The sequence below is a fragment of the Burkholderia guangdongensis genome (assembly GCF_013403875.1).
In the GTDB taxonomy this organism is placed as follows: Bacteria; Pseudomonadota; Gammaproteobacteria; order Burkholderiales; family Burkholderiaceae; genus Burkholderia; species Burkholderia guangdongensis.
The window spans coordinates 19,376-30,205 of sequence record NZ_JACBNX010000037.1 but is presented as its reverse complement, the minus strand read 5'-3'; the positions used below and the strand labels follow the sequence as shown (position 1 = coordinate 30,205).

Below are 10,830 nucleotides of genomic sequence, written 5' to 3'. Positions count from 1 at the left end.
CGATCGCCGCCAGCCCGACGCCGCCCGCCGCGCCCATCACGAGCAGCGTCTCGCCGGCCTTCAGCTTCGCGCGCTGCTCGAGCGCGTGCAGCGACGTGCCGTAGGTCAGCACGAACGCGGCGCCCGCGTCGTAGTCCATCGCGGCCGGCAGCGCGGTCAGCTTGTTCGCGTCAGCGAGGCACTGCTGCGCGAACGCGCCGTGGCCCGTCGACGCGATCACCGCGTCGCCGACCTTCCAGCCGGTCACGCCGTCGCCGAGCGCGTCGATCACGCCGGCCAGCTCGGCGCCCGGCGAGAACGGCAGCGCCGGCTTCACCTGATACAGCCCCTGGACGATCAGCGCGTCCGGAAAATTCAGCGACGCGGCCTTCACGCGCACGCGGACCTGGCCCGCGCCCGGCTCGGGCGACGGCACGTCGTCGAGCGTCAACTGGTCGATCGGCCCGAAGGCGGTGCAGAGCAGTGCTTTCATGCTTTCGTGTCTCCTACTGATGCGGCGGCCTTCGCCGCCTCCTGTTCCTGAAGCTCCCGCCACATGATCTTGCCGCTGCCCGACTTCGGCAGCGACGCGACGAGCTCGACGACGCGCGGCGCCTTGTACGATGCCATGTGTTCGCGCGCCCACGCAATGATGTCGTCCGGCGTGACGCCCGCCGACTGCTTCGGGTTCGGCACGACGAATGCCTTCACCGTCTCGCCGCGATGCGCGTCGCGTGCGCCGATCACGCAGACTTCGAGAATCGCCGGGTGGTGGTACATCATCGCCTCGACCTCGGCCGGCCAGACCTTGTAGCCCGATGCGTTGATCATCCGCTTCAGCCGGTCCGCCATGAAGAAGTAGCCGTCCTCGTCCATCCGTCCGAGGTCGCCGGTGCGCAGAAAGCGCTTGCCGTCGATCTCGACGAACGCGTCGCGCGTCGCGTCCGGTTTGCGCCAATAGCCCTGCATCACCTGCGGCGCATGCACGATGATCTCGCCGGTCTCGCCCTGCGGCACCGGCTCGAGCGTCACCGGATCGACGATCCGCGCGTCGACGTCGAACACCGGAATGCCGAGGCATTGCGGCTTCGGGCGCTGCGGCGGATTGATGTGCGTCGCGGCGATCGTCTCCGACATCCCGTAGCCTTCGACGTAATCGATGCCGACCGTGTCCTTCAGCTTCTTCACGACCGCGTCCGGCATCGCCGCGCCGCCACCGCGCATCCAGCGCAGGCTCGACAGATCGTAGTCGCCGAGCGTCGGGTTCGACAGGAAATCGACGACCATCGTCGAGATCGACTGCCAGACCGTCACGCCGTAGCGGCCGATCGCGTGCGCGGCCGCGTCGCGATCCCAGCGCGGCAGCACGACGACGGTCGAGCCGCTGTACAGCGGGCTGTTCAGCCCACCCTGCATCCCCGTCACGTGAAAGAGCGGCAGCACCGACAGCAGGATCGAATCCTGCGTGCCGCCGAACCAGTTGGTGCCGCCGATCGCCGTGCACATCACGCTGCGATGGGTGTGCATGCAACCTTTCGGCTTGCCGGTCGTGCCGGACGTGTACGGCATCACGCACAGATCGTCGGGGCCGGCCGTCAGCGGGCCGGGCGCGAGATGCGCATCGAGCACGTCGGCCCAGTGCGCGACGCCCGGGCCTTCGACCTGGCGCGGCGCGGTCACGAAATCGGGCGGCGCGATGCCCGGCGGCTGCTTCAGGTAATCGCCGTACGTCGCGACGACGACGTGCGCGAGTTGATCGTCCGCTTTACCGTCCGCTGTGCCGCTCGATTGGCCGACGAGCGGCGCGATGCGCGGATACAGATCCTGCGCGACGATCGCCGTGCGCGCGCCGGCGTCCTCGACGTAATGGCGCAGCTCGTCCGTCATGTTCATCGGGTTGACCGGCACGACGACCGCGTTCGCACGCAGGATCCCGTAGTACGCAATCATCCACTGCGGGCTGTTCTGCATGTACAGCAGCACGCGGTCGCCCGCGCTCACACCGCAACGCTGCTGCAGATAGCCCGCGACGCGCTCGGCCTCGTCCTTGAACTGCGAGAACGTGACCGGCGTGTCGTAGAACACGATGAACGGCTTGTCCGGATAGCGCGTCGCCGCGACTTCCGCGTTGTAGAACAGATTCGTCGCCGGCAGCGTCAGATGCGTGGGCAAATGCGCGGGCCAGAATGGCGACCTGGCTAGAGGCATGGGTGGGCTCCGTTCTCCATCGGCAATTACAGATAGGCCCCGAGCTCCATCTTCGCGATCGCGTTGCGGTGCACTTCGTCGGGACCGTCGGCAAGACGCAGTGTACGCGCGCTCGCGTAAGCGCGTGCGAGACCGAAGTCGTCGCTGACCCCGCCGCCGCCGTGCGCCTGGATCGCCCAGTCGATCACCTGGCATGCCATGTTCGGCGCGGCGACCTTGATCATCGCGATTTCCTTGCGCGCTTCCTTGTTGCCGAGCGTGTCCATCTTCCACGCGGCGTGCAGCACGAGGAACCGCGCCTGGTCGATCAGGATCCGCGCTTCGGCGATCCGCTCGCGCGTGACGCCGTGATCGGCGATCTTGCGGCCGAACGCGACGCGCGACGTCGCGCGGCGGCACATCGCTTCGAGCGCGCGCTCCGCGCGGCCGATCAGCCGCATGCAGTGGTGAATGCGGCCCGGCCCGAGGCGGCCCTGTGCGATCTCGAAGCCGCGTCCTTCGCCGAGCAGCACGTTGCTCACCGGCACGCGCACGTTCTCGAACAGCACTTCCGCGTGACCGTGCGGCGCGTCGTCGTAGCCGAACACCGGCAGATGGCGCAGCACCGTCACGCCCGGCGTGTCCATCGGCACGAGAATCATCGACTGGCGGCGATGCGGATCCGGATGGTCCGGCGCCGTCTTGCCCATGAAGATCAGGATCTTGCAGCGCGGATCGTTCGCGCCCGACGTCCACCACTTGCGCGCATTGATCACGTAGTGATCGCCGTCGCGATCGATCTGCGCGGCGATGTTCGTCGCGTCCGACGACGCGACCGCCGGCTCCGTCATCGCGAAGGCCGAGCGGATCGAGCCGTCGAGCAGCGGCTTCAGCCATTGCTCCTGCTGCTCCGGTGTGCCGTAGCGCACGATCGTTTCCATGTTGCCGGTGTCCGGCGCCGAGCAGTTGAACGGCTCCGAGCCGATCGACGAGCGGCCCATGATTTCACAGAGCGGCGCGTATTCGAGGTTCGTCAGCCCCGCGCCATACTGCGATTCCGGCAGGAACAGGTTCCACAGGCCAGCGGCCTTCGCCTTGTCCTTCAGCGCTTCCATCACCGGCGCCGGCTGCCATGCGTTGCCGGCCTTGCGCGCCGCGTCCATCTCCGCTTCGAACTGCGCTTCGGCCGGGTACACATGCGCGTCCATGAACGCCGTCAGACGCTTCTGCAGGTCCTTCACTTTGCTCGAATGTTCGAAATTCATCGCTGGTTGTCCTTTCCTGAGGGTGAAGGCCGCGCGCGCCAAGCGCCGACCCGTATGTGCGCCGCGCCGCTCAGCGCGACGCGTCGATCTGTTGCGCGAGCGTCCACGCCTGCTCGGCGAGCGGCCGCGTGCGCTTGCCCATCTCGAGCGCGAGCGTGCTCGACGCATTCCCTTGCAGCGCGCGCGCGTGCACGCCCTGCAGAATGCCGACGAGCCGGAACATGTTGAACACGAGGTAATAGCCCCAGTCCGCCTCCGACACCGCATCGTTCGACGTGCGCGACACGCGCTGCAGATAGCGGCGCAGATACGCCGCCTCGTCCGGAATGCCGAGCGCCGCGAGATCGATGCCCGCCAGCCCGCGCCCCTGATGCGGGCTCATCCGCCACGTCATGCAGTGATACGCGAAGTCGACGAGCGGATGGCCGAGCGTCGACAGCTCCCAATCGAGCACCGCGAGAATCCGCGGCTCGGTCGGATGGAAGATCACGTTGTCGATCCGATAGTCACCGTGCACGATCCGGCTCTCGTCGCCGGCCGGGATGTGCTTCGGCAGCCAGTCGATCAGGCAGTCGGCGGCCTCGATCCGCTCGGTCTGCGCCGCGCGGTACTGCTTCGTCCAGCGCGCGACCTGACGCTCGATGTAGCTGCCCGGCTTCCCGTAATCGGCGAGCCCGACCGCGACCGGATCGACCGAATGCAGCGCCGCGATCACGCGGTTCATCTCGTCGTACAGCGCCGTGCGCTCGCCGTTGGACATGCCCGGCAGCGTGCCGTCCCAGAAGATCCGCCCTTCGACGTACTCCATGATGTAGAACGCGGTGCCGATCACGTCGACGTCTTCGCACAGCGCATACGTTTTCGCGACCGGCACGTCGGTGCCGGCGAGCGCGCGGATCACGCGGAACTCGCGATCGACCGCGTGCGCGGACGGCAGCAGCACGCCCGGCGGCTTGCGGCGCATCACGTAGCGCTGGCCCCCTGCTTCAAGCAGGAACGTCGGATTCGACTGCCCGCCCTTGAACTGCTCGACGTGCAGCTCGCCGGCGAACCCGTCGACGTGCGCATGCATGTAGTCGGTCAGGCGCCCGACGTCGAACGCGTGCGCTTCGGCGACCGGCCGCGTGCCGCTGAAGCTGCTCTGCGCGTCGATCGTCGTCATAATGCGGACACCCCGCCGTCGATCGCCAGATACTGGCCCGTCACGTGCCGCGACGCGTCGCTCGCGAAGTAGACGAGCGCGCCCTTCAGATCCTCGTCGCCGCCGAGGCGGCGCAGCGGCGTGCGCTCGATCATCTGCTCGCCGAGCTTGTCGAGCAGGCCCGCGGCCATCTTCGTCGGGAAGAAGCCCGGGCAGATCGCGTTCACGTTGATCCCGTAACGGCCCCACTCGGTCGCGAGCGTGCGCGTGAAGTTGATCATCGCGGCCTTCGACGTGTTGTACGCGATCGTGTTCATGCCCGGCGGCGTGCCCTTCAGGCCCGCGATCGATGCGATGTTGACGATCTTGCCGCTCTTGCGCGGAATCATGCTGCGGCGGCCGATCTCGCGCGTCAGGAAGAACGGCGCGGTCACGTTCAGGTTCATCACCTTGTGCCAGGCCTCGTCCGGATATTCTTCGGCCGGCGCGCCCCAGGTCGCGCCCGCGTTGTTCACGAGCACGTCGACGCGGCCATGCGCGGACAGCACCTCGTCGACGAGCGACGGAATGCGGTCGAACTGCTGCAGATCGCTGACGATCGCCTTCGCCTCGATGCCGCGCGCGCGCAGATGCGCTTCCGCCTCCGCGAGTTCGTCGGCCTTGCGCGCGGTGATCACGACCTTGCAGCCCATCTCGCCGAGCGCCTCGGCCATCTGCAGCCCGAGGCCGCGCGAGCCGCCCGTCACGAGCGCGATGCGCCCGTCGAGCTGAAACAGTTCCTTCACAGACATAATGTTCTCCGTTGTCGATCGGAGTTAGCGCTTCAGCGCTTACTCCGGTCCCATGCTTCGCAGTTGATCAGCAGACTTCGAACAGGCCGGCCGCCCCCTGGCCGCCGCCGATGCACATCGTGACCACGACGTACTTGACGCCGCGACGCTTGCCCTCGATCAGCGCATGACCGACGAGACGCGAGCCGGACACGCCGTACGGATGGCCGACCGCGATCGCGCCGCCGTTCACGTTCAGCCGATCGTCCGGAATCCCGAGTTTGTCGCGGCAATAGAGCACCTGCACCGCGAACGCCTCGTTCAGCTCCCACAGGCCGACGTCGTCGATCTTCACGCCCGCACGATCGAGCAGGCGCGGCACCGCGAACACCGGGCCGATCCCCATCTCGTCCGGCTCGCAGCCGGCGACCGCGAAACCTCGGAAAATCCCGAGCGGCTGCAGCCCGCGCTGCTCGGCGAGCTTGCCGTTCATCACGACGCACGCCGATGCGCCGTCCGAGAACTGGCTCGCGTTGCCCGCCGTGATCACGCCGCCCGGCAGCGCCGGACGAATCTTCGACACCGCTTCGAGCGTCGTGTCCGCGCGAATCCCTTCGTCCGACGCAATCGTCACTTCCTTCGTCGTCAGACGCCCCGTCGCCTTGTCGACGACGGCCATCGTCGTCGTCATCGGCACGATCTCGTCGTCGAACTTGCCGGCCGCCTGCGCGGCCGCCGCGCGAAGCTGGCTGCGCGCGCCATAGGCGTCCTGCGCTTCCCTCGAAATCCCGTAGCGCTTCGCGACGGTCTCAGCCGTCTGCAGCATGCTCCAGTACAGCTCCGGCTTGTGCTCGACGAGCCACGGATCGGCGCGCATATGCTTGTTCGCCTCGTTCTGCACGCACGAGATGCTCTCGACGCCGCCCGCGACGATCGCGGGCGCGCCTTCGAGGATCACGCGCTGCGCGGCCATCGCGATCGTCTGCAATCCGGACGAACAGAAGCGGTTCACGGTCACGCCGCCGGTCGTGACGGGCAGCCCGGCGCGCAGCGCGATCGCGCGCGCGATGTTGCCGCCCGTCGTGCCTTCGCCGAACGTGCCGCCCATGATCACGTCCTCGATTTCGGCCGGATCGATGCCGGCACGCGCGACCGCGTGCTGCACCGCATGCGCGCCGAGCGTCGCGCCATAGGTCATGTTGAATGCGCCCTTCCAGCTCTTCGCGAGGCCGGTGCGCGCGGTGGAAACGATCACTGCGTCAGTCATGTCGATGTCCCTGTGCGTATCAGTTGAAAGTGCGGCCTGCTTCGGCGAGCTTCACGAGCAGCGGCGCCGGCTGCCACCACGCTTCGGCGCCCGGCGCCGCCGCGATGCGCCGCAGCGCGCGCACGACGTTCGCGAGACCGACGGTGTCCGCGTACAGCATCGGGCCGCCGCGATGGCGCGGGAAGCCGTAGCCCGACAGGTACACGACGTCGATGTCGGACGCGCGTGCGGCGATGCCGTCCTCCAGAATGCGCGCGCCTTCGTTGACGAGCGCGTAGATGCAACGCTCGACGATCTCGGCATCACTGATCTTGCGCGGGGTGACGCCGCTGTCGCGGCGGAATTGCTCGACGATCGCGTCGACGGCCGGATCGGGAATCGGGTCGCGCTTGCCCGCTTCGTAGCGATACCAGCCCGCCCCCGTCTTCTGCCCGAAGCGGCCCGCTTCGCACAGCACGTCGGCGGCGCTGCGCGGCTGCGAGCCCGGTTGCTCGGCCTCGCGGCGCTTGCGGGCAGCCCAGCCGATGTCGAGGCCGGCCAGATCGGCCATCCGGAACGGCCCCATCGCGAGACCGAAGCGCTGCAGCGCGCCATCGATCTGCTGCGGCGACGCGCCTTCCATCAGCAGCATGCCGGCGGCCGCGCCGTAGCGCGCGATCATCCGGTTGCCGATGAAGCCATCGCACACGCCCGCGACGACCGCGGTCTTGCGGATCCGCTTCGCGAGATTCATGCAGGTCGCGAGCACGTCGGGCCCGGTCTTCGCGCCGCGCACGATTTCGAGCAGTTTCATCACGTTCGCGGGGCTGAAGAAGTGCAGGCCGATCACGTCCTGCGGACGCTTCGTGAACGACGCGATCTCGTTCAGGTCGAGGGCCGACGTGTTCGACGCGAGGATCGCGCCCGGCTTCGCGACCTGATCGAGACGCGTGAACACGTCGCGCTTCACGCTCATCTCCTCGAACACGGCCTCGATCACGAGATCGACGTCCGCGAGCGCCGAGAAATCGAGCGTCGGCGTGATGCGCGCGATGCGCTCGTCGAGCTGCGCCTGCGTAAGCTTGCCCTTCTTCATCGTCGTTTCGTAATTGCGACGAATCGTGCCGAGGCCGCGGTCGAGCGCTTCCTGCTTCGTTTCGAGCAGCACGACCGGAATGCCGGCGTCGACGAAGGCCATCGTGATCCCGCCGCCCATCGTGCCCGCGCCGATCACGCCGACGCGGCGGATCTCGCGCAGCGGCATATCGGCCGGCACCTCAGACACATCAGGCAGCTTCGTGGCCGCGCGCTCGGCCGCGAAGATATGGCGTAGCGCGCGCGATTCGGGCGACGCCATCAGCGCCGCGAAGATTTCTCGCTCGAGCCGCAGGCCTTCGTCGAACGGCTTGCCGACTGCGTTCGCGACCGCCTCGACGCACTGCAGCGGCGCCGGGAACGGGCGCGACGCCGCCGCGACGTTCGTGCGCGCGAACTGCAGGAACGGCTCGGCGAGCGGATCCTTGATCCGGATGTCGCGCGCGAGCTTCGCCGGCCGCTTGTCGGCGACGATCTGGCGGGCGAACGCGACGGCCGTGTCGACCACGCCGCTTTCGACGACTTCGTCGAGCAACGCGGTGCCGGCGAGCTTCTGCGCGGGCACCGGCTGGCCCGACACGATCATGTTCAGCGCGGACTCGACGCCGATGAAGCGCGGCAGCCGCTGCGTGCCGCCCGCGCCCGGCAGCAGGCCGAGCTTCACTTCGGGCAACCCGAGCGACGCGTCGCGCAGCGCGACGCGGAAGTGGCAGCCCATCGCGAGCTCGAGCCCGCCGCCCAGGCAGTTGCCGGCGATCGCCGCGACGACCGGCTTGCCGGCCGCTTCGAGCGCGCGGATCACGTCGGGCAGGTTCGGCGCGGCGGACGGCTTCGACGTGCCGAATTCGCGCACGTCGGCGCCGGCGCTGAAGTTCCGCTCGCCGCCGGCGAGCACGATCGCGTCGATCTGCGGATCGGCGAGCGCGCGGTCGAGCTGCGCGACGATCGCGGTGCGCAAGTCGAGCCCGAGCCCGTTGACCGGCGGATGGTTCATCGTGATCACGGCTATGGAGCCGAGCTGCGTGAGCTCGGCGGCGCTATTCATCGACATGGAAGCCTCTTCAGGAAAGCGTTCGGCGATCGGACCGCCGTGGCGGCTGATGATTTTCATGAATTCTGCAATGCAGACATATATGCTGCATGGCGGAAATCGTAACGCGTGAACATCGGCCTGCATAGCGCCATCGAGCTGGTAAAAACCCCTATAAATTCCGTAAATCCTTGTCCATAAAAAGAAAAAATATAGAACGATCGTGCTAAATATGCCCGATCAGCGATTGTGAATTCTGCAATGCAGATTATAATTCCGCAATCCAACTCTCCGTGGCGACCGATATGTCCGACTCGACGATCATCCAAAGGCGCGATCTGGAATTTCAACTGTTCGAGTTGTTCGACGCCGACGCGCTGACGCAGCGTCCGCGCTTCGCCGAGCACAGCCGCGAGACCTTCGTCGCCGCGCTCGACGCCGCGCTGGCGATCGCCGAGGAGAAGTTCGCGCCGCACAACCGGAAGAGCGACGAGCACGAACCGCAGTTCGACGGCGAGCGCGTATCGATGATTCCGGAGGTGCGCGACGCGGTGCGCGCGTACTGCGACGCCGGCCTGCTCGCCGCGGGCAAGGATTACGACGCCGGCGGGATGCAGTTGCCGGCGCTCGTGTCGCACGCGGCGCAGTCGCTGTTCAAGAGCGCGAACATCGCGACGAGTTCGTACGTCGGGCTGACGGTCGGCAACGCGAACGTGATCGAGCGCTTCGGCTCGCCCGCGCAGAAACGCAAGTATCTGCAGCCGCTGCTCGAGGGCCGCTTCTTCGGCACGATGGCGCTCACGGAGCCGCAGGCCGGCTCGAGCCTCGCCGACCTGACGACGCGCGCGGTGCCGAACCCCGACGGCACCTATTCGATCACCGGCAACAAGATCTTCATCTCGGGCGGCGATCACGAACTGTCCGAGAACATCGTCCATCTGGTGCTCGCGCGGATTCCGGGCGCGCCGCCGGGCGTGAAGGGCATCTCGCTGTTCACCGTGCCGAAGTACCGCGTGAACGACGACGGCAGCGTCGGCGAGCGCAACGACGTCGCGCTCGCGGGGCTGATCCACAAGATGGGCTGGCGCGGCACGACGTCGACGATGCTGTCGTTCGGCGAGCGCGGCGCGTGCATCGGCGAGATCGTCGGCGAGCCGCATCATGGCCTCGCGTATATGTTCCAGATGATGAACGAGGCGCGCATCGGCGTCGGGATGGGCGCGACGATGCTCGGCTATCGCGGCTATCTCGCGTCGCTGCAGTATGCGCGGGAACGCAGCCAGGGCCGGCTGCCCGGCGAGAAGCGGCCGGACGTGCCGCAGGTGCCGCTGATCGAGCACGCGGACGTGCGCCGGATGCTGCTCGCGCAGAAGGCTTACGTGGAAGGCGCGTATTCGCTGTGCCTGTACGCGGCACGGCTCGTCGACGAGCTGAAGACCGCCGACGACGAGCACGCGCGCGCGGAGGCCGAGCTGCTGCTCGACCTGCTGACGCCGATCGTCAAGTCATGGCCGTCGCAGTGGTGCCTCGAAGGCAACAGCCTCGCGATCCAGATCCACGGCGGCTACGGCTATACGCGCGAATACCCGGTCGAGCAGTTCTATCGCGACAACCGGCTGAACATGATCCACGAAGGCACGCACGGCATTCAGGCGATGGACCTGCTCGGCCGCAAGGTCGTGATGCGTGACGGGCGCGCGGTCGCGCTGCTCGAGCGCGAGATCGACCAGACCGTGCGGCAGGCGGCCGACCGCGCGGATCTCGCGGAAGCGGCGCATGAACTGAAGCACGCGTGGCGCGAGATCGGCGACACGCTCGCGGTGCTGCGCCCGGCGCTCGCGGACCGCGCGCCGCTCGTGCTGTCGCAGGCGAATGCGTTCCTCGAGGTGTTCGGCCATACGGTCGTCGCGTGGATGTGGCTGCGTCAGGGGCTCGTCGCGGCGCGCGCGCTCGAGCACGCGACGAACGACGACGACGTCCGGTTCTATCGCGGCAAAGTGCAGACCTGCCGCTGGTTCTTCCGCCACGAACTGCCGCGGATGCAGCCGCATCACGCGCTGCTGCGCCGCCTCGACGACACGACGCTGACGATGGCGCCCGACTGGTTCTGACACGAC

General features: G+C 67.7%; 8 protein-coding genes. 1 reads left to right on the top strand and 7 read right to left on the bottom strand.

Translation table 11 applies throughout. From position 1 onward, the window contains the following. The 7 genes from HZI36_RS25700 to HZI36_RS25670 all read right to left on the bottom strand — a co-directional run. Positions 1–472, bottom strand: a 472-nt coding sequence (locus HZI36_RS25700; RefSeq protein ID WP_179405490.1) for an alcohol dehydrogenase catalytic domain-containing protein, incomplete at its 3' end; no start/stop codon positions are given. Continuing rightward, positions 469–2,187 carry a long-chain fatty acid--CoA ligase gene (locus HZI36_RS25695; protein WP_179405489.1) on the bottom strand — a complete coding sequence of 573 codons (1,719 nt, stop codon included), beginning with the start codon at positions 2,185–2,187 and terminating at the stop codon, positions 469–471. The genes HZI36_RS25700 and HZI36_RS25695, both read right to left, overlap by 4 nt. Positions 2,188–2,213: 26 nt before the next feature. Continuing rightward, complete coding sequence (locus tag HZI36_RS25690; protein WP_179405488.1) at positions 2,214–3,431, bottom strand: acyl-CoA dehydrogenase family protein; 1,218 nt, start codon at positions 3,429–3,431, stop codon at positions 2,214–2,216. Positions 3,432–3,501: 70 nt separating this feature from the next. Continuing rightward, the gene (locus HZI36_RS25685; protein WP_179405487.1) at positions 3,502–4,593 is read right to left on the bottom strand and encodes a phosphotransferase; all 1,092 of its coding nucleotides are present in this window, start codon (positions 4,591–4,593) and stop codon (positions 3,502–3,504) included. Then, the gene (locus HZI36_RS25680; protein WP_179405486.1) at positions 4,590–5,363 is read right to left on the bottom strand and encodes an SDR family oxidoreductase; all 774 of its coding nucleotides are present in this window, start codon (positions 5,361–5,363) and stop codon (positions 4,590–4,592) included. The genes HZI36_RS25685 and HZI36_RS25680 overlap by 4 nt, the downstream gene beginning before the upstream one ends. 67 nt (positions 5,364–5,430) lie before the next feature. Further along, positions 5,431–6,609, bottom strand: a complete 1,179-nt coding sequence (locus HZI36_RS25675) for an acetyl-CoA C-acyltransferase (RefSeq protein ID WP_179405485.1) — start codon at positions 6,607–6,609, stop codon at positions 5,431–5,433. Between the two features lie 19 nt (positions 6,610–6,628). Continuing rightward, positions 6,629–8,728, bottom strand: a complete 2,100-nt coding sequence (locus HZI36_RS25670) for a 3-hydroxyacyl-CoA dehydrogenase NAD-binding domain-containing protein (RefSeq protein ID WP_179405492.1) — start codon at positions 8,726–8,728, stop codon at positions 6,629–6,631. A 290-nt stretch (positions 8,729–9,018) separates the two neighbouring features. Here HZI36_RS25670 and HZI36_RS25665 point away from each other — a divergent pair, with 290 nt between their 5' ends. Further along, complete coding sequence (locus HZI36_RS25665; RefSeq protein ID WP_179405484.1) at positions 9,019–10,824, top strand: acyl-CoA dehydrogenase; 1,806 nt, start codon at positions 9,019–9,021, stop codon at positions 10,822–10,824. The last annotated feature ends 6 nt before the right edge of the window (positions 10,825–10,830 follow it).